General features: G+C 63.4%; 20 protein-coding genes and 1 tRNA gene. 10 read left to right on the top strand and 11 right to left on the bottom strand.

The features are described from left to right. Positions 1-139 precede the first annotated feature (139 nt). The 3 genes from pth to DWY95_RS03035 are packed head-to-tail and all read left to right on the top strand — an operon-like array spanning position 140 to position 5,380. Complete coding sequence (gene pth / locus DWY95_RS03045) at positions 140-718, top strand: aminoacyl-tRNA hydrolase (protein WP_118552245.1); 579 nt, start codon at positions 140-142, stop codon at positions 716-718. 30 nt (positions 719-748) lie between these two features. Next, positions 749-4,207, top strand: coding sequence for a transcription-repair coupling factor (gene mfd, locus DWY95_RS03040; RefSeq protein WP_118552243.1), 3,459 nt, complete (start codon positions 749-751; stop codon positions 4,205-4,207). Positions 4,208-4,261: 54 nt separating this feature from the next. Continuing rightward, on the top strand, positions 4,262-5,380 hold the full coding sequence (locus tag DWY95_RS03035; RefSeq protein ID WP_118552241.1) for a foldase: 1,119 nt from the start codon (positions 4,262-4,264) through the stop codon (positions 5,378-5,380). A 76-nt stretch (positions 5,381-5,456) separates the two neighbouring features. On the opposite strand, the gene DWY95_RS03030 is transcribed toward DWY95_RS03035, so the two are convergent. The 6 genes from DWY95_RS03030 to DWY95_RS03005 form a co-directional block, all read right to left on the bottom strand. After that, positions 5,457-6,947 (bottom strand): lipopolysaccharide biosynthesis protein, encoded by a 1,491-nt coding sequence (locus DWY95_RS03030; RefSeq protein WP_118552239.1) that lies wholly within the window; start codon positions 6,945-6,947, stop codon positions 5,457-5,459. Between the two features lie 110 nt (positions 6,948-7,057). Then, positions 7,058-7,615, bottom strand: a complete 558-nt coding sequence (locus tag DWY95_RS03025) for a YgjP-like metallopeptidase domain-containing protein (protein ID WP_118552237.1) — start codon at positions 7,613-7,615, stop codon at positions 7,058-7,060. Then, positions 7,591-8,520 (bottom strand): DMT family transporter, encoded by a 930-nt coding sequence (locus DWY95_RS03020; protein ID WP_118552235.1) that lies wholly within the window; start codon positions 8,518-8,520, stop codon positions 7,591-7,593. The genes DWY95_RS03025 and DWY95_RS03020 overlap by 25 nt, the downstream gene beginning before the upstream one ends. Next, positions 8,517-9,062 carry a hypothetical protein gene (locus DWY95_RS03015; RefSeq protein ID WP_118552233.1) on the bottom strand — a complete coding sequence of 182 codons (546 nt, stop codon included), beginning with the start codon at positions 9,060-9,062 and terminating at the stop codon, positions 8,517-8,519. Before DWY95_RS03015 ends, DWY95_RS03020 begins: the two co-directional genes overlap by 4 nt. Before the next feature lie 94 nt (positions 9,063-9,156). Then, positions 9,157-10,440, bottom strand: a complete 1,284-nt coding sequence (locus DWY95_RS03010) for a family 10 glycosylhydrolase (RefSeq protein ID WP_118552231.1) — start codon at positions 10,438-10,440, stop codon at positions 9,157-9,159. After that, positions 10,437-10,931, bottom strand: coding sequence for a conjugal transfer protein TraD (locus DWY95_RS03005; protein ID WP_118552229.1), 495 nt, complete (start codon positions 10,929-10,931; stop codon positions 10,437-10,439). The genes DWY95_RS03010 and DWY95_RS03005 overlap by 4 nt, the downstream gene beginning before the upstream one ends. A 134-nt stretch (positions 10,932-11,065) precedes the next feature. Here DWY95_RS03005 and DWY95_RS03000 point away from each other — a divergent pair, with 134 nt between their 5' ends. Then, complete coding sequence (locus DWY95_RS03000; RefSeq protein ID WP_118552227.1) at positions 11,066-11,485, top strand: hypothetical protein; 420 nt, start codon at positions 11,066-11,068, stop codon at positions 11,483-11,485. A gap of 82 nt (positions 11,486-11,567) precedes the next feature. Continuing rightward, positions 11,568-11,644 (top strand) — tRNA-Ile (locus DWY95_RS02995). Positions 11,645-11,727: 83 nt separating this feature from the next. Here the strand turns inward: DWY95_RS02995 and DWY95_RS02990 are convergent. From DWY95_RS02990 to DWY95_RS16950, 3 genes are all read right to left on the bottom strand, one after another. After that, the gene (locus DWY95_RS02990) at positions 11,728-12,657 is read right to left on the bottom strand and encodes an alpha/beta fold hydrolase (RefSeq protein ID WP_118552225.1); all 930 of its coding nucleotides are present in this window, start codon (positions 12,655-12,657) and stop codon (positions 11,728-11,730) included. 28 nt (positions 12,658-12,685) lie between these two features. Beyond that, entirely contained in the window at positions 12,686-12,937 is a 252-nt protein-coding gene (locus DWY95_RS02985) for an AbrB/MazE/SpoVT family DNA-binding domain-containing protein (RefSeq protein ID WP_118552223.1), read from the bottom strand. 251 nt (positions 12,938-13,188) lie between these two features. Beyond that, a complete protein-coding gene (locus DWY95_RS16950; RefSeq protein WP_158577509.1) occupies positions 13,189-14,682 on the bottom strand; it encodes a hypothetical protein in 1,494 nt (497 codons plus the stop codon). A 267-nt stretch (positions 14,683-14,949) separates the two neighbouring features. Here DWY95_RS16950 and gltX point away from each other — a divergent pair, with 267 nt between their 5' ends. The 4 genes from gltX (at position 14,950) to DWY95_RS17165 (ending at position 20,073) form a co-directional block, all read left to right on the top strand. Further along, positions 14,950-16,419, top strand: coding sequence for a glutamate--tRNA ligase (gltX, locus tag DWY95_RS02970; protein ID WP_118552217.1), 1,470 nt, complete (start codon positions 14,950-14,952; stop codon positions 16,417-16,419). Positions 16,420-16,608: 189 nt separating this feature from the next. After that, complete coding sequence (locus DWY95_RS02960; RefSeq protein ID WP_118552215.1) at positions 16,609-18,894, top strand: SpoIIE family protein phosphatase; 2,286 nt, start codon at positions 16,609-16,611, stop codon at positions 18,892-18,894. A 57-nt stretch (positions 18,895-18,951) separates the two neighbouring features. Next, positions 18,952-19,899, top strand: coding sequence for a pectinesterase family protein (locus DWY95_RS02955; RefSeq protein WP_118552213.1), 948 nt, complete (start codon positions 18,952-18,954; stop codon positions 19,897-19,899). Between the two features lie 18 nt (positions 19,900-19,917). Beyond that, a complete protein-coding gene (locus tag DWY95_RS17165; RefSeq protein WP_179859523.1) occupies positions 19,918-20,073 on the top strand; it encodes a hypothetical protein in 156 nt (51 codons plus the stop codon). A 35-nt stretch (positions 20,074-20,108) separates the two neighbouring features. On the opposite strand, the gene DWY95_RS02950 is transcribed toward DWY95_RS17165, so the two are convergent. Both DWY95_RS02950 and DWY95_RS02945 read right to left on the bottom strand, forming a co-directional pair. Beyond that, positions 20,109-21,617 (bottom strand): HAMP domain-containing sensor histidine kinase, encoded by a 1,509-nt coding sequence (locus DWY95_RS02950; protein WP_118552211.1) that lies wholly within the window; start codon positions 21,615-21,617, stop codon positions 20,109-20,111. Positions 21,618-21,635: 18 nt separating this feature from the next. Then, positions 21,636-22,322, bottom strand: coding sequence for a response regulator transcription factor (locus DWY95_RS02945; RefSeq protein ID WP_097792924.1), 687 nt, complete (start codon positions 22,320-22,322; stop codon positions 21,636-21,638). Between the two features lie 279 nt (positions 22,323-22,601). Here DWY95_RS02945 and DWY95_RS02940 point away from each other — a divergent pair, with 279 nt between their 5' ends. After that, complete coding sequence (locus tag DWY95_RS02940; protein ID WP_158577508.1) at positions 22,602-24,107, top strand: polysaccharide biosynthesis C-terminal domain-containing protein; 1,506 nt, start codon at positions 22,602-22,604, stop codon at positions 24,105-24,107. Position 24,108 lies beyond the last annotated feature (1 nt).

Raw genomic sequence — 24,108 nt, 5'->3', positions numbered from 1 at the left:
GACGGAAGGAGTTCCCCGCAGCCTTTTTTGCGCACCGTGCAGCTTTTCGATTCAAAATGTATATCTTTTTACGCGCACGTATGTTATACTAAGAACTTGCTTTCAGAGCAAAAATAAAACAGGAAAAGGCAAATCATCTATGAATGCAAATGACATCTGGCTGATCGCCGGTCTGGGCAACCCGGAGTCCAAGTACGACGGCACCCGCCACAATGCCGGTTTTGCCGCGCTGGACCATCTGGCGGGCAAGTGGGGCATCGCGGTCAGCAAAACCAAATTCCAGGGCCTGTGGGGCCAGGGCGAGGTGGACGGCCACAAGATCGTGCTGCTCAAGCCCCTGACCTACATGAACCTTTCGGGCGACTCCATCGCCCCACTGGCCGGCTTCTTCAAGATCCCGGCCGACCACGTCATCGTCCTGTGCGACGACATCACCCAGGCCCCCGGCAAGCTGCGCATCCGGCCCTCCGGCTCGGCAGGCGGCCACAACGGCCTGAAGAGCATCATCGCCCGGCTGGGCGGCGAGAGCTTTCCCCGCATCCGCATCGGTGTGGGTGCCAAGCCTCGCCCCGACTACGATCTGGCCGACTGGGTGCTGGGCAAGTTCCCGCCCGACGACGTCAAGGCCATGACCGACCGCTATCCCGACCTGGAAGCGGCCGCCAGGCTCATCATGGACGGCAAGCTTGGGCTGGCACAGAGCCGCTACAACGGGTAACCGGATGCTGTAACCGAGAGGAGGTCCACGATGTACGAATCCCTGCTGAAGCATACGGCAGAGTACCAGAAGATTTCTGCAAGCCTTGCCACGCCCGGCCCGGCGGCGCTGTTCGGCCTGCCCCCGGCGGGCCGCGCCCTGCTGTACGCAGCCCTGCAAAAAGACCTGGGCCGGGTGCTCTGCATCGTGACGCCCGGCGAGGCCGAGGCCACCCACTTCGCCGATGACCTCAAGGCGCTGGGCCTGACGGCGGCGGTCTTCCCGCCCCGCGACTTCATGCTCCGCCCGGTGGAGGGTGCCGGCCGCGAGTACGAGTACCGGCGGCTGTCGGTGCTGGGTGCACTGGCCGGCGGGCGGCTGAACGCCGTCTGCGTCCCGGCAGAGGCCCTGCTGCAATACACTGTCCCCCGCGCGGAGTTCCAGAAGAACACCCTCACCCTCAAGCCCGGCATGGTCTACAACCGCGAGGCGCTGGTGGAGCGGCTCTTCTCCGCCGGCTACGTCCGCCGCAGCCAGGTGGACGGCCCCGGCCAGTTCAGTGTGCGCGGCGACATCGTGGACATCTATGCGCCCGACATGCACCAGCCTGCCCGCATCGAGTACTGGGACGACGAGATCGACTCGCTGGCCTCCTTTGACCTGCTGACCCAGCGGCGGGACGGCTCGCTGGAAAAGATCTATCTCTCCCCCGCCCGCGAAGTGCTGTTCGGCAGCACCGCCGACACCGCCGAGGCCCTGCGCGCAGCCCAGAAAAAGGCGCGCGGCAAACACCGCACGGCGCTGGAAAAGGCCATGGAGGCCGACCTGTCTCAGCTGGACTCCGGCCTGATGCCCGAAGCCATGGACAAATACTACGGCCTGCGGTATCCCGCCCCGGCCACCCTGCTGGACCACCTCGATTCTCCCCTCTTCGTGCTGGACGAGGTGGGCGGCATCCGGGACGCCCAGAAGGCCACCGAGTTCCGGCGCGGCGAAGAGCTGACCGGCCTGCTCGAAGAGGGCGTGCTCTGCCCCGGCCTGGATGTGCTGTACCAGACCATGGACGACCTCGTTTTCGCGGCGCAGAAGCAGAGCACCCTGCTGTGTGAGAACTTCCTGCGCGGGATGAACGAGTTCCAGCTGAAAGACCTCATCAACGCAGAGGCCTTTGCGGCCCCCAACTGGGGCGGCGACCTGGCCTCCCTGCGGGAGGATCTCGACCCGCTCATCGCCCAGGGCTATGCCGTCACCCTCTTTGCCGGTACGCCCAAGGGCGTAGCGGCCCTGACCCGCGATCTGGCCGACAAGGGCTACTCCGTCAGCATGAGCCGGGACGTCCGCCCCGCCAAAGGGCTGGTGCAGGTGCTGCCCGGCCACCTGACCGCCGGGTGCACCTTCCCGTTCGCCCGGATGGCGGTCATCTCGTCCCGGCGGCATGGTCTGGACGAAGCCGCCGAGGCCAAAAAACGCAAAAAGAACAAGAACGCCCTGTCCAGCCTGTCGGACATCAAGCCCGGCGACTATGTGGTCCACCAGAGCCACGGCATCGGCATGTATGCGGGCATCCAGCGGCTGGAAGTGCAGGGTGCCATCAAGGATTATCTGAAGATCCAGTATTCCGGCTCGGATGTGCTGTATGTGCCCGTCACCCAGCTGGACCTGCTGAGCCGTTACACCGCCCCCGGCGACGAGGAAAAGGTCAAGCTGGCCAAGCTCGGCGGCACCGAGTGGCAGCGCACCCGCGCCAAAGTCAAAAAGGCCACCGAGGAGATGGCGCAGGAGCTGATCGAGCTGTATGCCCGGCGGCGGCAGGCCCCCGGCTATGCCTTCCCGCCGGACGGCGACTGGCAAAGCGATTTTGAGGCCCGCTTCGAGTACGATGAGACCGACGACCAGCTCAACGCCACCTCCGAGATCAAAAAGGACATGGAGCGCAGCTACCCGATGGACCGCCTGCTCTGCGGCGACGTGGGCGTCGGCAAGACCGAAGTGGCCCTGCGGGCCGCGTTCAAGTGCGTCATGGGCGGAAAGCAGTGCGCTATCCTGGCCCCCACCACCCTGCTGGCCTGGCAGCACTACAACACGATCCTCTCCCGCATGGAGGCATTCCCGGTCAAGGTCGGGATGCTCTCCCGCTTCCGCACCGCCAAGCAGCAGAAGGAGACCCTGCGCGGCCTGCAGGCAGGCAGCGTGGACATCGTGGTGGGCACCCACCGCCTGCTGTCCAAAGACGTCCGCTTCCATGACCTGGGCCTTGTCATCATCGACGAGGAGCAGCGGTTCGGCGTCAAGCACAAGGAAAAGCTCAAGGAGAACTTCATCGGGGTGGACATGCTGACCCTGTCGGCCACCCCCATCCCCCGTACCCTGAACATGGCCATGAGCGGCATCCGGGACCTGTCCACCATCGAGCAGCCGCCCATCGAGCGCCAGCCCGTGGAGACCTTCGTCCTCGAATACAACGACGTCATCCTGGCCGAAGCCATGAAGAAAGAGCTTGCGCGCGGCGGGCAGGTCTACTACCTGCACAACCGGGTGGACAACATCGAGTCCACCGCCGCCCACGTCAGCCAGATGGTGCCCGGTGCCCGCGTCGGCATCGCCCACGGCAAGATGACCGAGGAGGAGCTGAACCCCGTCTGGCAGCACCTGCTCAACGGCGAGATCGACATCCTCGTCTGCACCACCCTCATCGAGACCGGCATCGACGTGCGCAACTGCAACACCCTCATCATCGAAGACGCCGACCGGATGGGTCTGGCCCAGCTGTACCAGATCCGGGGCCGCGTGGGCCGCAGCGGCCGCAAAGCCTATGCCTACTTCACCTTCCGGCGGGACAAGACCCTCTCCGACATCGCGCAGAAGCGGCTGTCCGCCATCCGGGAGTTCACGGCCTTCGGCTCCGGCTTCCGCATCGCCATGCGCGATCTGCAGATCCGCGGCGCGGGCAGTCTGCTGGGCCACAGCCAGCACGGCCACATGGAGGCCGTCGGCTACGACCTGTACGTGAAGATGCTGGGGCAGGCCATCGCACAGGCCAAGGGCGAGCCCATCCAGCGCGACAAGAGCGAGTGCCTTGTGGACCTGCGGGTGGACGCCTACATCCCCGAATCCTACATCGCCGACGGCCCCGGCCGCATCGAAGCCTACAAGCGCATCGCGGCCATCCAGACCCCCGAAGACGCCGCCGACGTGCTGGATGAACTCATCGACCGCTACGGCGACCCGCCGCCCTCGGTCAGCGACCTGGTCAACGTCTCGCTGGTCCGGGTGCAGGCCACCGCCGTGGGCGTGTACGAAGTCACCCAGAAAAAGGACACCCTCGTCCTGCAGGTCGAGACACTGGATGTCCCGATGATCCGCGGCCTGCTCGTGGCCTTCAACGGCCGCGTCACCGCCGGTGCCGGCAGCAAACCCTATCTTTCCGTCACCTTGCAGCCCGACGAAAAGCCGCTGGACCTGCTGCAAAGCATCCTCAAGGCGATGGCCGAGATTTTAGGAACAAAATAACCCCCTCCGCGATGCCGGAGAGGTCGTAACACAACACATCAGGAGTACACTTTTATGAAACACAAACTTCTTGCCCTTCTCTGCGCGGCGGCACTGGCCTTCGGTCTGGCTGGCTGCGTCCTTTCCACGCCGGACACGGTCGGTTCCATCGGCAATGTGGAGATCTCCTCCGGCCTCTATCTGCTGGCGCAGTACAACGCCTACCAGTCCGCCGCAAAGCTCGCTTCCTCTGACCAGGATTCCACCAACGTCAAGAGCTTCCTGAAGGAGACCATCACCACCGACGCGGACTCCGGCGAGACCGCAGCCGTCAGCGACTATGTCGCCCAGAAGACCCAGGAGAATCTGGAGCTGTACGCCGCCGTCGAGGCCCGCTTCGACGAGCTGGGCGGCCAGCTGACCGAAGCCGAGGAGGCCCAGGCCGACAGCTACGCATCCCAGCTGATGGACCAGTATGGCGACACCTACAAGGCCAACGGCATCGGTCTGGAGACGCTGCAGCGCTTTGAGCGCATCCTGCTCAAGAGCACCGACCTGCTCGACCTCGTGTACGGCACCAACGGTGAGACCCCGGTTTCCGACGCCGACCTGACCAGCCATCTGGAGAACAAGATGTACAAGCTGGCCTATTACAGCATCCCGCTCTACAATTCCAGCACCTACGCCTTCGCCGATGACGACCAGAAGGACACGATGCTCCGCCTGGCACAGGCTGCTGCGGACAGCTACAACGCCTCCGCTCCGGCAGATGCGGTCCGCCAGTTCACCGCCTTCCATGAGGTGTCCTCTGCGGCCCTGAGCGGCATTTACGCCGTGCTGGACTCCACCGTCCCCACCGACGACACCGCTTCCCTGCAGACCGAGCTGCTGAGCAGCAGCACCCTCGACTCGGCGTTCTCCACCGAAGGCTCTGCCGACACCATCCGCAGCCTGTCCTTCGGTCAGGCCGCCGCCGTGCAGTATTCCTCCCTCTCCATGATGCTGGCCGTCCGTCTCGACCCGCTGGACGGGGCAGCGCTGGACGATGTCCGCGCACAGGTCCTGGCCGACATGAAGAGCGACGAGCTGCAGGATGCGCTGGCTGCCTATGGTGCCTCCATGGAGCACAGCCTGGACAGCTCCGCCATGGGGAAGCTCCCGGCCCGGAAGATCGCGGCCGCAAGCTCGAACTGACCATTCCCTGAAACGAACAAAGGCGTCTGCACCCGGTCGATGCAGACGCCTTTGTTTTATGCTTTTTTACCGGCGGTCACTTGCGATGACCGGCCCAGCCATCCACGGTGTTCACGAACGCCCGGCCGCGGCGGCCGAAGAGCTTGGGCAGCAGCATGCGGGCCATGGCCCAGACCCCTGCAAAGTTGTACAGGATGACCGCTGCGGTGATGAGCCCGGTCCACAGGCCGTAGAGCGGGACATCCGCCAGCAAGACGAAGGCTTCCGCCGCCAACGCGCCGAAGTTGACCGCCACCCGCACCGGATGGATGGACATCCCGATCATGTGATGGGCATCCAGCGCACGGAGAGTGAACACCAGGCCCAATCCCAGGAAGGACGCATACGTCGCGCCGATGGGGCCCCACCACTTGATGAAGAAGTAGTTCATGATGCAGTTGCTCACTGCACCGGAGAGCATGGTCCACAGGCTGTGGCTGGATTTCTTGTTGACGACATAGACACTGTTCAAAAACTGGTTGTAGCAGCTGCAGGTGGATGCCAGCGTCAGGAAAGGCACAAAGTGCCAGGCGTAATAATAGTTTGCCTTCATGATGTGCATGACCGGGCGGCAGAGCCAGATGATGCCCGCCGCGCAGCAGAACAGCACACTGGAATAGGTGCGGAAGATCTTGGTGAAGAACCGGGCGCGCCCGTCCTCTTCCGTCACGGCGGAGAGCTGCCAGGCATCGTAGAAGATGAGGCCCAGCGTGGTGAGGATGGTGGGCAGGAAGTAGCCGGTGGAGAGCAGGCCGCTCCAGGCGTCGCCGCTGTGGCCGTCCAGCCCGCTGCACATCTCACGCACGAAGAACAGGTCCGACGCATTGATGACCCAGAAGCTGATCTGGGCCGGGATCATGGGCAGCGAGAAGCGGAGCATCTGCTTCCACAGGTCTTTGTTCAGGCCCTTCAGCTCCACAAAGTTCCAGAGCTTTCCGGTCAGGCAGAGGAAGAGCACACTGACCAGGTCGCCGCTGATGATGGCCAGCAGGTAGCCGTTGGCCCCCCAGTGGAACCCCACCAGATACAGCGCGTAGAACGCCATGGTCGCCACCGTACAGAGCACACCGTCCACGGCCACCAGCTTGTTCCACTGGCGGCTGCGCACGAACTGGGTGCACAGGGTGCGCAGGCAGCTCATGAGGACATAGAGGTAGATGAGCAGGCCGTACTGTGCCATATCGGGCAAAAACTGCGCGATGGGCCAGCAGAGCACCAGGATGCCGAAACCGCCCAGGATGGTCAGCAGGCCGTTGGTGAACACCTGCTTTTCGCTGTTGCCCTTGTCCAGGCCGAACCGGATGATGGCGTTGGACATGCCCATCGACACGAACGGGATGAGCAGATTGGCGTATTGGCTCAGGATCTTCGAAAGGCCAAGGTCGGAGATCTCCGCCATGGCATAGGTCAGAAACGGCTGGACCAGCAGGGTCAGCAGCTTCGACGAAAAACTTGAGATCGCAAAAATGATGGTATTTCCGGCCAGCTTGGAATACTTGTCGCCGCCGGAGCTTTTTTCGTTTGCCACGTTTTTCAACTCCTGTACTATCCGCCCCTGTGAGCAGGGCCCGCTTGTTCTGGAGCCCGCAGGGCGATTCTCTGATACGTTCCCCCTCCACGAATACGAAACTGCGAGGGTTATTTCAGCAGCTCCCGCCGGGCCTTCCAGTCCGGGAGGATCTTTTCCACTTCCGCCCAAAACTTCGGGCTGTGGTCCGGCACAAGAAAGTGGCAGTACTCATGTACTACCACATAGATCTGTGCCGCTTCGGGCATGTTGTAAAGCTCCAATGCCAGCGTGATCTGCCGCTTGCCCGGTGTGCAGACGCCCCAGCGGCTCGTCATGCTCCGCACCTTCAGGATGGGCTTCTGCCCGCCCAGCACCTCGGCAAAGGCCGGGTAGACCTTGTCGCTCATGACCGCAAAGTGGGCCAGCGCCACGTCCTTTTCGGGCAGGGGCCGCCAGTAGGTGCGGGCCTCGCGGTCGGCCAGGTCCCTCTGCGCCTCCTGCACCCAGTCCCGATGCCGTAGCACAAAGCGGTCGGCCTCCTCCCACGAGGAGTGGAACGGGATGCTGACGGCCACGGTGCCGTCCGGATGCACCCGGATGTTCAGGTTCTTCACCTTCCGGCGGGTGGCCTTGTAGAGGATGCCGCCCGCCGTGCGCAGGGTCACTTCCGGCTTGCGTTTCGGCATTTCCGCCACTCCTCCACCGGCAGCTGGGCCAGCACCACCGCTGCAAAGATGAGCACACAGCCGGAGGCCTCCCGCACCGAGAGGTTCTGGTGCAGGATGAGCCAGCCGCCCAGAGCGCTGAACACGCTTTCCAGACACATGATGAGGCTTGCGACGGCGGGGTTCAGCTCTTTCTGCCCCAGAATCTGCAGCGTATAGCCGACGCCGCTGGACAGCACACCGCAGTAGACGATGGGCAGCCAGTTGGTGCCGAACTCGGCGAGGGTGGGCGTCTCAAACAGGAGGGCGGCGGCGGTGCTCTCCACCGCCACCACAACGAACTGCACCAGGCTCAGCCGGACGCCGTCCACCAGCGGGGAGAAGTGGTCGATGGACATGATCTGGAAGCTGAAGAGCACGGCGCAGCTGAGCAGGACCCAGTCGCTGGGTTCGATGCCGCCAAAGCCGTTCTTCATGCAGAGCAGATACAGCCCGCCCACGGCGATGACCATGCTCAGCCAGAGCCGGGCACTGCCCCGCCGCCCCACGAACAGCCCGAACACCGGCACCATCACGACGTACATCGCCGTCAGGAACGCGGCCTTGGCCGTGGAAGGGTTCAGCGTAATGCCGATCTGCTGGGCCGCGCTGGCCGCAAACAGAAAGGTGCCGCAGATAAAGCCCGCTGTTCCCAGCGTTTTGCGGTCGGCAGCGGTCTGCGGCCTGCCGGTGGGTTCGCCCCGGCGGCGGCGAAGGGCGTCAAAGGCGTAAACGGTGGGCAGGAGCACCAGCACGGCCAGCCAGCTCCGCCCGGCCAGAAAGGAATAGGCCCCCATGCCGGAGCCTGCGCTCTGGGCCACAAAGGCCGTGCCCCAGATCAGGGCGCAGAGCATCAGCATCAGGGAATGCCGGGTCTGTGCATTCATCCGCCGATCCCCTCCACCTTGAGCAGTCCGTAGAGGTAATACTTGCTCGAATCATAGGAGATGGTCAGCCGATAGCTGGCGTTGGGGTCCAGATCGCCGATGTCGCAGTGGTAGTTCTGGCCGTCGGTGACGAAGTAGTAGGTGGTGTTGTCCACATACTGTGCGCCGCCATCGACCTTCTTCCACAGCGAGATCTTGAACTTCTGCACACCCTCCGCCGTGCCGCAGCCGTAGACGGAGAGCAGCCCGTTCGGCGCGGTGAAATAGTCGGTCTGGCGGCTCCAGATGCCGTTGAAGACGATGTTCAGCGAGCCGTTGGCCACAGCCGTGGCGTATTTGGCGGAGGTGTCGGCGATGCCCTCGATCATCAGCGGGTCGCTGCTGGGGGCCGCCCACTGGGTGGTGTCCTCCTCCTGTACCTCGTCCGACGCGCCGGTCAGCTTGTGGGCGATGGACGTCAGTGTGCTTTTGCAGCCGGTGAGCATCAGCGCAGCCAGAAGCAGCGCCAGCGCAAAGACAAAGATCCGTTTTGTTTTCTTCATGGTTTTTTATCCTCAAAAATCGCAGAAAAGTGTACTTTTGCAAGGCATGATACGGGTATAGTATACCGCATTTTTTTCCTGCATACAAGACACTTCAGCGCGTTTCCCCATTCTGTGCCGTCAGGGCCGCGCATTCGGCGGCGGCAAGGTCGTTCCGGGCCGGGCCGAAGAGCGAATCGTACCGGTAGAGCGCCCAGCCCTGCGCGCCCCGGCTGCGCAGATCGGCCGTCTGCCGGGCCAGCGCGGAACCGGTGGCCCACTGGCTCGTACTGTCGGCGTTGGCCCCGCCGTCACCCACGCCGATGCGGTAGGCCCCCAGCCCGAAATACAGCGCCACATCCCCGGCGCGGGCCATGCCCAGCCACTCCGGCACGATGTTCTCAAAGGCAAAGCGGGTGCTGCCCGATTGCAGCTGGTATCCATAGCCCCAGTACACCTGCGGGCAGAGGTAATCCACCACGGCGTCGGCCCCGCTGGCCGTCAGCCAGGTGTAGATGTCGCTGTACTGGGTGGCAAGATCGTTCTCCGGATTCCCCTGCGGACTGACGCCGAACCGCAGGGTCGGGTCTGCTGCCTTCACGGCATCGTGTGCAGCCTTGACCAGGCTCGTCACGTTCTGCTGCCGCCAGGATGCCAGATCCTTCTCACCGCTGGCCGCGAACTGCGCCGCGTCGAGGGAGGCTTCGGTCGTGGGATAAAAATAATCGTCGAGGTGGATGCCGTCCACGGCGTAGCGCTCCACAAGCTCGGCCACCCCCTGCACCACATACGCGGCGGCCTCCGGGATGGCCGGATTCAGGTAGACCCCCTCGCCCACCGTACAGCACCACTCCGGATGGGTGTGCATCAGATTCGTCTCCCCGATGCTGGGCGGCATGGCCGCAGAGCTTTTCAGCCGGTATGGGTTGATCCAGGCTTCCAGCGAAAGCCCCCGCGCGTGTGCCTCGGTGATGAGCACATCCAGCGGGTCGAAGCCGGGTGCCTGCCCCTGCGCGCCGGTGCAGAGATGGCTCCACGGGAACAGGCTGCTCTCGTACAGCGCATCCCCGAAGGGCCGCACCTGCGCGAGGACGGTGTTCAGCCCCAGAGCGGCGCAGTTGTCCATCAGCGCGGCGATGTCTGCCCGGAACGCTGCCTCGGACGAAAAGTCCATCCGCGCCCATTCCAGATAGCTCACCCAGACCGCCCGCCACTCACCGGATGGCAGGGCCGGGTTCGGCGTCTCATCCGGTTGCAGCACTGCGGGCGGGTCTGTTTTTTCTACGTTCCGGACAGAACGGTACAGAAAATACGCTCCGGCGGCACAGCCCAGCCCCGCCAGGAACCGTCGGCGGCCGATCTTTTTCTTCCTGCGCGGTGCGCGCCGCTGCGGGCTCATGCGTCCTCCTGCATCTTATACAGGCTCAGTGCGGCCCAGCCGCGGGCGCAGGCCAGCAGCACCCAGAGCAGGTTCGCCCAGAAGCTCAGGCCCGCCATGCCGCCGTAGACCGTCAGCAGAACAAAGAGCAGGTGGAGCACCTCTGCCGCGCCCACCAGCTGCAGCTGCCGCTGAATGGGTCTGCCCTTCTGGTATTCGTAGCCCAGCAGGCCGGGCCAGACCAGCGCCGAGCAGATGTATGCCGCCCAGCCGCGGCCCATGTAGCTGAGCATCAGCACCACGAAGAGGCCGAAGTAATTGCGCTTGTCTTTGGCCGGGCTGCCTTTTTCCGCCGCCAGGAACAGCAGGGTGATGCCGGTGATGCAGAATGCCGCCATCTCCAAGAAGGAGAAGTCCATCCCGCCCAGCACGGCAAAGCCGTTCAGCATGGATGCCGCCGCTGCACACAGCAGGAAAAAGTACCAGGTCTTGTGGGTGAATTTCAGTTTCATTGTGAGCCTCCCCGCCCATGAGACGGCATGGGCGACCGCAAATTTTAGAATTTTTCCAATATTATAACACAATTTCCTGCGGGTTGTGTTACAATAAGGAAAACTCTGATCAAAAAACCATTCAGGAGGGCTCCATGAACGCTGTCATTTCCATCATCCTGCTGGCGGTGGCGCTGGGCGTCATCGTTGTGCTGCTCACCCGGCGCGAGAACACCCGCCGCAGCCAGTACGGCCCCGCCGGCCTGAGCGAGTTCCGCACCGACCTGCCGCTGGACGAGTGCTTCGACCGGCTCGACCTCCACAGCGAAACCGACGAGTTCGCTTACGAGTGCCGCCGCGAGAACGACGGCGGCTTCCTGCTCCACCTCACGCTCCATCAGCCCACCCAGCAGCCGCTGGATACCCTCTACACCCTCCGCCTCGACCCCGGCCGTCAGACCATCGTGACCCTCATCTTCATCCGGGAATCCTTCGGCTACAAAGAGCCGCTTTTCCCGCAGGAAATGCTGGACACCTTTATGATGCAAAAGCTCCAGGCCCACCGCACAAAATAATTTTGTCCGAAAACGCTTTTCATTTTCGCGTTTTTTTGCTATACTATCTGTTACACCCTGCTTTTTCGCCGGGTGCCTCTGCGGGCCAGTAGCTCAGCTGGTCAGAGCTGGCGGCTCATAACCGCTTGGTCGCGGGTTCAAGTCCTGCCTGGCCCACCATCACCCTATGAAAAAAGACACCTCGCCATGAGGTGTCTTTTTTCATCTTCCGAACACCCATCCCGATTCCACGGCAATGCCGCTCAGGGAAGGTGCCGTTCCACAAAATCGCCGATGTCGGCAAAAACTTCGGCCCGGTTCGTCTCCACCAGAAGCTCGTGCCGGGCACCGGGGTAGAACTTGACCTGCACGTCCCGCATCCCGGCATCCTTCATGCTCTGCACGGCCCGCCGGACGCCCGCACTGCGCTCGCCCACCGGGTCGGCATCACCGGCCAGGAAGAGCACCGGCAGGTCTTTCGGCATCCGGGCTAGAAAGGCCGGGTCGTACAGCCGCAGGATGCCCGTGAACATGCTGTAATAGGCATTCAGCGTAAACGTGAAGGTGCACCGCTCATCGGCGAGGTACTTGTCCACCTCGGCAGGGTCGCGGTTGAGCCAGTCGTGGGTGGTGCGGCCCTCCAGCCCCTTGTTGTAGCCCAGGAACGAAAGCTCCGCCACCAGCCTGCTGCGATGCTGCCAGCCGAAAAAGACCGCCAGCACCCGGCAGACCGTGCGGGCAAACGCGACCAGCGCTTTCGGCTGGAAACCGGTCCCCAGGATGATGGCACCGTCCAGCTCACTGCCCCACTCGCACAGATACTGCCGTGCATAGAACGAGCCCATGCTGTGGCCCAGCAGGAAATACGGCACACCGGGGTAGAGCTTTTTCGTCAGAACCGTCATGGCGTGGAGGTCATCCAGCACTGCCCGGTTGCCGTCCGGCTCGGCAAAATAGCCGTAGTCGGCCCTGGTCCGGATGGACCCGCCATGGCCCAGATGGTCGTTTCCGGTCACGAGGATGCCCCGTGCGGCGAGGTACTCGGCCAGCGGTTTGTAGCGGTCGATGAACTCCACCATCCCGTGCGAGAGCTGTACGATGGCGCGCACTTCGCCCTCCGGCACACAGCGGAACGCATGAAGCATCCGCCCCGGTGCACTCGACGGCAGCGTAAACTCGATCATCTGGCTCATAGCGTCTTCTCCTTTTTGCGGCCCGTGCTCAGAGGGCACCGATCTTCTTCCGGCAGGCGGAGCAGATGCAGTAGCCTGCGAACTGCACGGCCCGCTCATCGACGGTCCCGCAGAAGTCGCAGCTTCCCTTCGGGCGGTACTTTTTGAGGACGATGGCGTCTCCATCAACGAAGATTTCGAGCTTTGCATCCGTTTCCAGCTTCATGCTGGTACGCAGCTCCTTGGGCAGAACGATCCGCCCCAGCGCATCGATCCCGCGAACGATTCCTGTACTTTTCATTTTGTGCTTCTCCTTTTTCTAATTCGCACTGCTTCTCGTATTTTCCTCATTTTTCCGGGCCACGCTGCCCGGCCATAAATCCGGTGATAGGAAAATTGTTCCAGTGCTTCATTAGTATACAAAATACTTCCTGCTTCGTCAACGCTTGCGGTCCTTTTCGACAAAAACTTCCCGGATGTTTCTGGAATGGGCACAAAAACGCCCGAAGGCAGTCCGCCTCCGGGCGAAAAGTTCCGGTTCTTGGGATTTTTTTAAGATTTTTTGCTGCTCGTCTCACGCTTCGAGCCGTTCCGTCCCGGCACCAGAAACAGGGCATCTTCGTCCGGGATGGGGCACGTTTTGCCGCCGCAGCAGACAGAGAACGACACGGCGACCAGAGACACCTTCTCCGTATCCGACAGGTGCCCGTAGACCCAGATCTCCGCCGAGGCCCCCGGCTTCAGCACGGTGCTCCGGGCCGACGTGACGACGTAGCATGGATATTCGTCCGTCTGCGCTCCGTTCGTCAGATAACAGAGCGAACCGATCCAGCGGCTCTTTGTGCCGTTCTGGTAAAGCCGGTCTTCCCGGAACGTCCCATCCGCAGCGTCCGTAAACTGTGCGGCGGTATTTTCCAGGTCCAGCGTCTCCTTTGTGTGGTTCTTCACCCGGAAGTGCACACAGAAACTGGACGGCGTCAGGGTCTGCCCCAGCACAGTAAACTCCGGGAACGCCGCGAACGTATCCGGCTCCTGCACTTCTGACGAAGCAGGCGTCCCGGACGCTGCCGGCGTTTCCGGGGCCGACGGTGCGCTGGATGCAGGCGGCGAGGCCGGTGCCTCGGATGCAGCGGGGTGTTCGGACCCCGCTGACGTCTCCGGCTGCGAGGATGGTTCGGACCCGGCCGGGCTGCCCGGCGATGCCGTGGGCGGCGAAGCTGCGGGCGGCTCCGAGACGGCAGGGCGTTCCGACGCGGCCGGGCGCTCAGAGCTGGCCGGCGGCTCCGGCTGTGCGGACGGTGCCGAAGCGGCGGTACTGCCCGACGGCGCAGCCGACTCCGCAGGGGCCTGCGGCTTCTTCTTCGGCGTCAGGCTGCCGATGGCCTGCTCCTTCCACAGAAAATCCGCCCGTATCCAGCTGCCTTCGCTGGCCGGGAGGAATACATACCCATACGCCACCGCGCTCTGCCCCGGCTGCAGGGCTTCGGCTGCGCTTTCCAGGGCTGCAATGACCGGCTTTTTCACCACGGTCTCCTGCGTCGTCCGGAGCACCGCCGTCAGATGTTCTGCGGCCTTGCCCGCAGCGACCCGGTCCGCAGACATGCCGTCCACTGCGTTGTCCACCGTCACGTTCCCAAGCGATGCGCTGGTGTTGAACGCATGGACGACCTGTTCCGTCGTATTTTCCACGCGGACTTTGACCACGATAAGGGTGCCCTCCTGCCCGGAGCAGACCGCCGATACGCTGGTGTAGTCCATCGGCTCACAGCGGAGAAAGTCTTCCACCTCCGGTTCCTGCGGCGATTGAGCTTCCGACTCAGACACGGCCGTCGAACTGGACACCGATTCCGGTTCCGAAGGCGCGGGTGCCGCCGGAGAAGAAGCCGTATCCTCGTCCGTTCTGCCCGCCGCCGGAGCAGACGCGGGCGGTTCCGGTGCAGCTGCCCCGCCTCCACCGCAGCCGGTCAGCAGCAGAACGGCCAGACAGAGCAGCACCGCAAGCGTCCTGCTCTTTTGCCGCACTGCATCGAACGATTTTTGTTTCATCGTTTCTACCTCCGCCTGAATGTGTTGAAATGTGTCGTTTTTATTTGACCGTTTTCTGCGCCGTTTGTCAATCGTTTCGGCAGCGTTTCGCTCCAAAGTTTTTCTCCGAAAATTGGGCAGATTCGACGATTTTGGTCGTTTCCGGGAGAGAACGCCCCCTTCCGGCCGTTCTTCGCGTCTCCTCGTTGACAAAATCGCGCTGAACAGTTAAACTAAAGGGTAGCAATTCACAAATTTATTTGCCGATATAGATAAGGAGCGTTTTTTATGCCGAGCAATAAAGTCCGCACCCGTTTTGCCCCCTCGCCCACCGGCTATATGCACGTTGGCAACCTGCGCACCGCGCTGTACACCTACCTGATGGCCAAGCACGAGGACGGCACCTTCATCCTCCGCATCGAGGACACGGACCAGGGCCGCTATGTGGAAGGCGCTGTGGACGTCATTTACAACACCCTGCGCGAGGCCGGGCTGAACTGGGACGAAGGCCCGGACATCGGCGGCCCGGTCGGCCCCTATGTCCAGAGCGAGCGGATGGGGATGTTCAAACAGTATGCCGAACAGCTGGTCGCCGAGGGCAAGGCATATTACTGCTTCTGCACCGAGGAGCGCCTGGAAGCGCTGCACGCTGAGCAGCGCGCCAACGGCGAGATGACCCACTACGACGGCTGCTGCCGCGACCTGCCCGAAGAGGAGGTCCAGAAGCGTCTGGCCGCCGGAGAGCCTTATGTGATCCGCCAGAAGATCCCCCGCACCGGCATCACCGGCTTCGATGATGTGGTCTACGGCCACATCGAGGTCGAGAACAGCGAGATGGATGACCAGATCCTCATCAAGACCGACGGGATGCCCACCTACAACTTCGCCAACGTCGTGGACGACCACCTGATGGGCATCACCCATGTCATCCGCGGCAGCGAGTACCTGTCTTCCACCCCCAAATACAACCTGCTGTACCAGGCATTCGGCTGGGAGATCCCCACCTATATCCACTGCCCGCCGGTCATGAAGGACGCCCAGAACAAGCTGTCCAAGCGCAACGGCGATGCAAGCTATCAGGATCTGCGCGCCAAGGGCTACCTGAGCGCTGCCATCCTGAACTATATCTGCCTGCTGGGCTGGAGCCCCAGAGGCGAATACGCCGAGCAGGAGATCTTCTCCCTCGACGAGCTGCGCAAGGTCTGGAGCCCGGACGGCATCTCCAAGTCTCCGGCCATCTTCGATCCGCTCAAGCTGCGGGCCATCAACGCGGAGTATATCCGCCGCCTGAGCCCGGACGCATTCCTGGCTGCGGCGGAGCCCTGGATTGACCAGGCCGTCCACACCCCCATTGACAAGAAGCTGCTCTGCGCCAACCTGCAGCCCCGCTGCGAGGTGCTGGGCGAGATCCCCGCGCAGCTGGACTTCTTCGATGCGATGCCGGAGTACGACGTGAGCCTGTACACCAACAAGAAGCAGAAGACCACCCCGGAGTCCGCAAAGGAAGCGCTGGAAGCACTGCTGCCCGTGCTGAGTGATGCAGCTCTGGACTTCTCCGACCGCGACGCCGTCTTTGATGCCTGCAAGGCCAAGGCCGAAGAGCTGGGCAAGAAGAACGGCTGGCTGCTCTACCCGCTGGGCATCGCCCTGTCCGGCAGACAGCGCACCCCAGGCGGCGGCACCGACCTCGCCTGCATAATGGGCCGCGAGACGACCCTTGCCCGCGTGAAAGCCGCCATCGAGAAGCTGAACGGCTGAATCTTCTAAAATTTCCAAAAAGCTCTGCAGTTTTTGTACGCCGCAGGGCTTTTTTCTTGGTTTTAGCAAAAGGATGCCGCTTCGCTTCACCCTCCCAAAAACCGCCCGACGGCCGCGCTACAGTATATGCACAAGGCGCGGGAAACAGAACAACACAAACGATCCCCGCCGGAAAGCGGGGATTTTTTTATGCACGATCTTCTCAGGCAGGATACCCTCCATCCTTTTGCAGCGGCGCTGCTGCCGCGCGCAGCTGTCCGCCCGGCCCTGCGGCAGAGTTCGGCTTTTCTGGCCGGGCTGCTCGGCGGCTGGGCGGTGCTGTATGGGGCACTCATCCCCTTCGGGCTGGGGCTGACGCTCGGCTTTGCGGAGGACTGCTTCGCTGCCTGTGCGGCCGGGGCAGTGCTGGGGCTGCTGCTCCATGGGTTCGGGGCGCTGTCGCTGGACAGCATCTGTCTGCTCTGCGCCATCGGGGCCGCTGTGGCGGCACGGTGGCTCTGGCCGGGTCGGTTCCGGCCCGCCCTGCTGGCGAGCTGCGGAGCCCTGGGGCTGGGAGCCGTCTGCTTTGCCTTCGGCCCCACCGGCGGCGGGGTAGACCTGCTGCTCACCTGCGGGGCAGATGCTCTGCTGGCGGGGGCGCTGGGCTTTGCCCTGCGGCGGTTCCCGCCCGAAACGCCCGGCGCGGGGATGCTGCTCGTCGGGGCCGCTGCCGCTGCGGCCCTGGGCGGGGTCGCACTGGGGCCGGTCTGCCTTGGCGTCGTGTTCTGCGCGGCACTGGAAGCCGCCCTCTGCTGCCGGGGCCAGGGGAAAGCCGCCCTTGCCTGCTGTGCCGTGCTGGGTGCGGCCCTCTGCGGGGCAGATGCCTCCCTCGGCCCGGCGGCGGCCGGGCTCTCCTGCGCCAGTGCAGCGGCTGCTCTGCTGGCCCCCGGACGCCGGGTGGAAGCGTTTGCCGCCTATGCGGGCGGCTGTGTGACAGGGGTGCTCTGCGTCCAGCCGCCCGGCAGTGCCTTTGGCTTTGCCTTCAGCGCCGGGGCGGGGCTGGGGCTGGCCGCGCTGCTGCCCGGCGGCTGGCTGGCCCCGGTGCCCGCAGACGAACCGGACGCACCGGAGGAGCGGCCCCGCTTTTCGGCCGCGGCCACCCGGCTGGAAGCGGTGGCTGAAAGCCTGTCCTCCCTCGCAGAGACCGTCAACGAGGTCTACGATGCCCTGCCCCACCGGTGCGAGACCTTCCGCTGGGTCATCGACAACGCCCATGATGCGCTCTGCTTCAACTGCGGGCGGCGGGAGAGCTGCTGGAAGCAGGAATACACCGCGACGCTGGACGGCATGAACGCCCTGCGGCCCATTCTGGAACGGAACGGCCATCTGGAGACCGGCGACCTCCCAGCCCAGCTGGGGCGCTGCATCCACCCGGCGGCGCTCTGCGCAGCGGTGAACAAAGCCTTTGCGCTCTACCGCAGCCGGAAGGAGACCCGCGTCCACGCCGAGGCCATGCGCACAGCCCTGACCGAGCAGTACAGCGCTGTGGCCGACGCGCTGGGGGTGCTGAGCGAACAGCTGGGCCGCCCCGGCACACCGGAGCCCTATAAATCCGGGCGGGTGGCCGACTTTTTTGCCAGCCTCGGCACCCCGCCGCTGGAATCTGCCGTCACGCTGGACGACCTGGGCCGGACGCGGGCCGCTGTCACCCTGCCCCGCACCCGGTTCTCTGCCCCGGAGCTGGCCGCACTGGCACAGGAGGTCGGGCGGCTCTGCCGCCGCACCTTCGACCCGCCCCAGGTGCTCTCCTGCAAGGGGATGACGACCCTGCTCTTCTGCGAAAAGCCCGCTCTGCGGGCCGTCTTCGGGTCTGCCGGGAGCGCCGCGCGGGGCAGCATCTCCGGCGATGCGGTCCAGCAGTTCTGCAGCCCCACTGCCGCGCAGATGATCCTCTGCGACGGCATGGGCACCGGACGCCCGGCCGCTGTGGACGGCAACCTGGCCGCAGAATTGACGGCCCGCCTGCTCAAGGCAGGCTTCACCGCCGAGCTGGCCGCACGGCTGGTCAATGTGGCACTGGCCCTCAAGAGCGATGAGGAGAGCGGCGCGACCCTCGATCTCATCAGCGTGGACCTCTATACCGGCACAGCACGGCTGTTCAAGGCCGGGGCCGCACCGGGTTTTCTGGTCCACGGCGGGCGGGCACGGCCTGTGGGGGATGCCAGCCTGCCCATCGGCATCCTGGGCGGGGTGAACGGGCAGAGCCGGGTGGTGCATCTGGCGGCGGGCGATTACGCCGTGCTGGTGTCGGACGGCCTGCTCGTGGACGGCACCGGCTGGGTGCTCAAGCAGCTGGAGCTCTCTGCTGCCGCAGCCGACCCGCCCGAAGTGCTGGCCAAAACGCTGGTGGAAACGGCCCGCGCCCGCGCCGAGGCGACCGGCCGCCCCGACGACATCACCGCAGCCGTGCTCCGGCTGGAAGCCTGCGGGCGTTGATTTATTCACAAATAGGGACTATAATAATACTATCTTTTTTGTGGGAGGTCCCTTTCTATGCTGCACCTTACCGTTGCGCAGGACGGAAGCGGCGATTACGCTTCGGTGTCCGAGGCTGTGCTGGCCGTACCTTATGAACTGGAAGCCGAGATCGTCATCGGGCCCGGCGTCTACCGGGAAAAGCTGGTCTGCGAAAAACGCTGCATCACCCTGCGGGGTGCCGGTGCCGACCAGACCATCCTCGTCTGGGCCGACGGCGGCAAGCTGCCCCACCCGGATGGGCGGCCCACCCACACCTTCCGCAGCTACACGGCCTTCTTCAGCGGGGAGAGCCTCACCGTGGAAGACCTGACCATCGCCAACGATGCCGGGCCGGGCAGTCTGGTGGGGCAGGCCATCGCAGCCTATGTGGACAGCGCACGGGCCGTGTTCCGCCGGGTGAAGCTGCTGGGCAATCAGGACACCCTGTTCTGCGCCCCGCTGCCCGAAAAAGAGCGGGAGAAGGACGGCTTCCTCGGCCCCCGCACCTTTGCGCCCCGGCGGGCCTCCGCGCAGTATTACCAGAACTGTGAGATCGCGGGCGACATCGACTTCATCTTCGGCGGGGCAGACGCCCTGTTCGAGCAGTGCACTCTGCGCACCGTGAACAACCACATCCCCCGCAGCTTCGTCACGGCACCGTCCGGCCCGGCGGATGGGCTGGGCTTTGTCTTCTGGGACTGCGATCTCGTCTCGGACTGCCCGGCCGGGACAGTCTATCTGGGCCGGCCCTGGCGCCCCACCGGCAAGACCACCGTGCTGGACTGCCGCCTCGGTGCCCACATCGCCCCCGACGGCTTCTCGCCCTGGAACGACCGCACCGACACCGGCCTTGCCTCCTTTGCGGAGAAGGGCAGTTCCGGCGCAGGGGCTGCGCCCCGCCCGGCCTGGGTGAACGAACCTTCCGCTGCCGATGCGGCCGCGCTGCTGGCCCGCGCCCGGAAGCGCTGCCGCCCGGAAGTTTAAGAAAAAAGGAACGTCACGATGAAAAAGCTCCCCAACGCCGTCAAATGGCTCATCATTCTGGCCGTTCTGGCCCTCATGGGCTGGATGCTGGTCCAGGTCAACGACCGCGCCTCCCGTGTCAAGATGCCCGACCCGGACAACAGCCTGGGCATCTACCGTTCTGCCGACTCGTAACAAAAAATCCTGCGCTTTCGCGCAGGATTTTTTTGTTACTCTGAAGTCATGATGAACCAGAACGTCGTTCCTTTGCCCACGGTGCTCTGCACACCGAAGCGGAAGCCGTGCTGCTGGAAAATGGCTTTTGTGATGGACAGGCCCAGGCCCGTGCCCTGCTTGCCCGCATCGGAGCGGGAGCGGTAGTAGCGGTCAAAGATATAGGGCAGATCCTCCGCAGCGATGCCGGGGCCGTGATCCTCGACCTCGACCCGGACGCCCTCGGCAGATGGTGCGGCCCGCAGCACGAAGATGCCGTCCGCTCCCATGTGGTGCATCGCGTTGCCCAGCAGGTTGTGCAGCGCCCGCTGCATCATGTTGGGGTCGGCGTAGACGGGCAGTTCCTCGTCCGGCAGCTCCAGTTTCAGCTGCCAGCCGTTCTGGGCACAGACGGCGTCGTACCGTTCGCTGACCTCGTCGCAGAGCTGACCCATATCGAAATGGACTTTCTCGCATTTTTCCGCGCCGCTCGTCACCTTGCTCAGTTCCATGACGCTGGAGACCAGAGCCGTCAGGCGGTCGGCCTCGTCCACGATGATGTTCATCTGCTCGTCGCGGTGGGCCTTGTCGTCGCCGGTGATGTCGCGCACTGTCTCGGCGTAGCCCTTGATGAGGGTGAGCGGGGTGCGCAGGTCGTGGGAGACATTGGCCAGCAGGTCCCGCTGCATCTGGGAGGCCCGCTGGACTTCCTTCGCCATGTGGTTGAAATCCTCGGCCAGGTCGCCAAGCTCATCGTTCCGGCCCGTTTCCACATGGACGGCATAATCGCCCTGGGCCACCTGCCGCGCCGCACCGGAGAGCTGACGCAGCGGCTTTGTGAACCACTCGCTGAACATCCACGCCGCGCTCATCGAGAAGGCAAAGATGAGCGCCGCCGCCAGCGGCAGCACGGTACTCATCACCTCGCCCGCCTCGGACACGTGCATCAGGGTGGTGCTCACCAGCACCGTATAGGCCCCATCGGCGGTCATCCGGCCCACGACCAGCTGATTGTAGGCCGACGGCTTGGCCGCCGGGAGCACACGGGCGAAGGCCCCGTTCTCGCGGCAGTACTGCCGCACCTGCCGGGCGGTGGAATAAGCGATGTCGTCATCCAGCGTATCGGGGAACGACTTCTGGTGCAGGCTGCAATAGGAGAGGTTCTCGTATTTTTTAATGGTGCGGAGCGTTGCGTCCGAAATGTCCACACAAAAGCTGCTCAGTTCCCCGTTGGAATAGATGTCGCTGCCCAGCTGGCTGAAGAAGTCGTCGTTCGTCACCTTGATGCCGCCGAACGCCCAGTACGAGAGGATCTCCCCCTTTGCGATGGCGTCGTCCATCTCGGCCACGATCATCTCGGCCTCTGCCGTCAGCTGCTTCTGGATGTGTTTGGTGTACAGCGGCTCCAGCAGCTGGGTGCTCAGGAACCAGAACAACCCCAGCAGCAGCAGGCAGATCAGGCACAAGAACCACATCATCTGCCCGCGGATACCGATGGAACGCCGCTTTTTTCCCAGTTGCCGCATCAACTGCGCTCCTCCGTTTTATCGTGCCGCATCGGGGTCGAACTTGTAGCCGATGCCCCAGACCGTGGCGATGTAGCCCCGGCACTTGCCCAGGTGGCCGCGCAGCATCTTGACGTGGGTGTCCACGGTGCGGTCCTCGCCGAAGTAATCGTAGTTCCACACCTTCTGCAAGATCTTTTCGCGGCTGAGGGCGATGCCCTTGTTCGATGCCAGGAAGACCAGCAGGTCGAACTCCTTGGGCGTCAGGCTCACTTCTTCGCCCGCCACGCGGACGGTGTGGCTGGCCGTGTCGATGGTCAGGTCGCCGAAGGTCATGGTGCCGTCGGAAGCCTCGCTCCGGGGCATGGTGCGGTTGAGCACGGCCCGGACACGGGCCACCAGCTCGCGCGGGGAGAAGGGCTTGACCACATAGTCGTCCGCGCCGCCTTCCAGGCCCGCCAGTTTATCGTATTCCTCGCCGCGTGCGGTCAGGATGATGACTGGCGTGTTGATGTGGCGGGTGCGCATCTCCCGCAGGCAGGTCATGCCGTCCATGAACGGCATCATCACATCCAGGATCACCAGATCGTATCCGCCGCCGCTCAGCAGCGAAAGCGCCGCCGAGCCGTCGCCTGCCTCCTCGCAGACATAGCCCGCATATTGCAGATGCTCCCGGATCAGTTCCCGGATGCGGGGTTCATCATCAACGATCAGAATTTTTGCCATCTATGGCTCCCTCCTCACTCAAAAGTGTCTGGTATTCTGAGGTTATCATACCGCGAAGTTTGGAAATTTCTGTGAAGTTTGGGTGAATGCTTTGGAAAACCCGAACACATTCAGTATACCACGGCTGGCCGGTGCAATCCAACCGAATTTCCGTCCCTGCCGTGAAAACGCGCAGATCGTTCGTTTTTTCGTCCGGATTTCTTGACAAGGCGGGCCGCACCCTTTATAGTAAAAAACAGAATGAAAAATGTATGCCTTCCCGGAGGCGTTGGAGTTTCTATGAAATTCAAGAACCTTTCCCGCGTGGAACGGAACATGCTCACCGGCCTGTTCTGCCAGTTTGTGACCATCCTGCTGGGCTTTCTCATGCCCCGGCTCTATCTGACCTATTACGGTTCCGGCGTCAACGGCGAGCTGAACACCATCAAGCAGCTGTTCGCCTACCTCTACCTGCTCGAAGCCGGGGTCGGTCTGGCCACCATCCAGGCGCTCTACCGCCCGGTGGCGATGGAAGAACACCAGACTGTGAGCGAGATCCTGGCCGCCACCGACCACTATTACCGCCGCACCGGCACACTGTATGCCCTCATCGTGGTGGCCATCGGCATCGTGTACCCCATGGTGGTGCACTTCACCCTGCCGCGCGGCGTCGTTTTACTGTACACCATCCTGTACGGCCTGCCCTCCGTCACCAGCTTTTTTGTGCAGGCCAAGTACCGCCTGCTGATGGATGTGGACGGCCGCCGCTATGTGCTCAGCAACCTGGAAACTGCCACCAACCTGATCTCCGGCATCGGCAAGGTGCTGGTGCTGATGCTCACCCAGAACCTTCTGGCCATGCAGCTGCTGTACTGCCTGTGCTCCATGCTGCCCATCCCGGTCATCCTGTGGTACACCCACAAGAACTACCCCTGGATCGACCACCACGCCAAACCGGATTACTCCGCCGTCGCCCAGAAGAACTCGGTGCTGATGCACCAGCTGTCCGGCGTTATCTTCAACAACACGGACATGGTGCTGCTGTCCTACTTCTGCAATTTCCAGCTCGTCAGCGTCTACAGCATCTACAACATGTTCTTCGTCCAGATCATCTTCGTGATGAACCTGTTCCTCAACAGCATCTCGTTCCGGATGGGCCAGATCTTCCACACCGACCGGGAGCGGTTCCTTGGCCTGTTCGACCTGTGCGAGACGCTGTATCTGGCCTTTGTCGCGTTCTGCTACACCATGACGGCGGCTTTTCTGCTGCCGGTCATCCGCATCTACACCAGCGGCATTCAGGACACCAACTACATCGACGCCTTCCTGCTGCTGCTCTTCGCCCTCAAGGCCGTACTGGAGAGCGGCAAAAGCATCTACCACCAGGCCGTTCAGTTTGAAGGCGCGTTCCAGCAGACCCGCTGGCATGCGCTGGTCGAAATGGCCATCAATCTGACCATCACCCTCTTTGGCATCCAGTTCTTCGGCATCTACGGCTGCCTGTTCGGCACTCTGGCCGCGCTGCTCTGCCGCACGGTGCTCATCTTCCGCTACACCTACCGGAACATCCTGCACCAGCGCATGGCCCGCCCCGCCCTGAAATGGGTCTGTGATCTGGGCCTGATGGCCCTCATCCTGCGCATCGTGGGCATCCAGAGCCGCCCGGAACTCAGCCTGCCGGGCGTCATCGGCGTGGCCCTGCTGCATATGATCTGGATCGGCGCTGCTTTCGCGGGCGCTGCCTTCCTGTTTGACCACGACCTGCTGCGCAAGCTCCGCGCTCTGCGCAGCAGCATCCGATCCTGAG

This window comes from Faecalibacterium sp. AF28-13AC (assembly GCF_003478405.1).
GTDB lineage: Bacteria > Bacillota > Clostridia > Oscillospirales > Ruminococcaceae > Faecalibacterium > Faecalibacterium prausnitzii_E.
Note: the sequence above shows the minus strand (reverse complement) of the source record. Positions and strands in the feature narration are given on the sequence as shown.